This window comes from Neisseria sp. P0014.S002, assembly GCF_051958295.1.
GTDB lineage: Bacteria > Pseudomonadota > Gammaproteobacteria > Burkholderiales > Neisseriaceae > Neisseria > Neisseria flavescens_B.
In genome coordinates this window covers 1-270 of sequence record NZ_JBQCVO010000072.1, presented here as the reverse complement: position 1 = coordinate 270, position 270 = coordinate 1, and the positions used below count along the sequence as shown (strand labels likewise).

The window sequence follows — 270 nt, the reverse complement described above, 5'->3', positions numbered from 1 at the left end:
CTGCTACACCGTAAATTCCAATCTCCTCTCCAGTACTCGAGCAAGGCAGTATCCAGTGCAGTTTCGGAGTTGAGCTCCGAGATTTCACACCAGACTTACCCCGCCACCTACGCACCCTTTACGCCCAATGAATCCGAACAACGCTTGAGACCTCTGTATTACCGCGGCTGCTGGCACAGAGTTAGCCGTCTCTTCCTCTTCTGGTACTATCAATACACCGGCAGTTAACCAATGCACATTGTTCCCAAATGACAGGAGTTTACAATCCGA

At 50.4% G+C, this 270-nt stretch carries 1 rRNA gene; it reads right to left on the bottom strand.

Annotation, left to right across the window (positions count from 1 at the left end):
* Positions 1–270, bottom strand: a 16S ribosomal RNA gene (locus tag ACTHSX_RS10655); the annotation flags it as partial.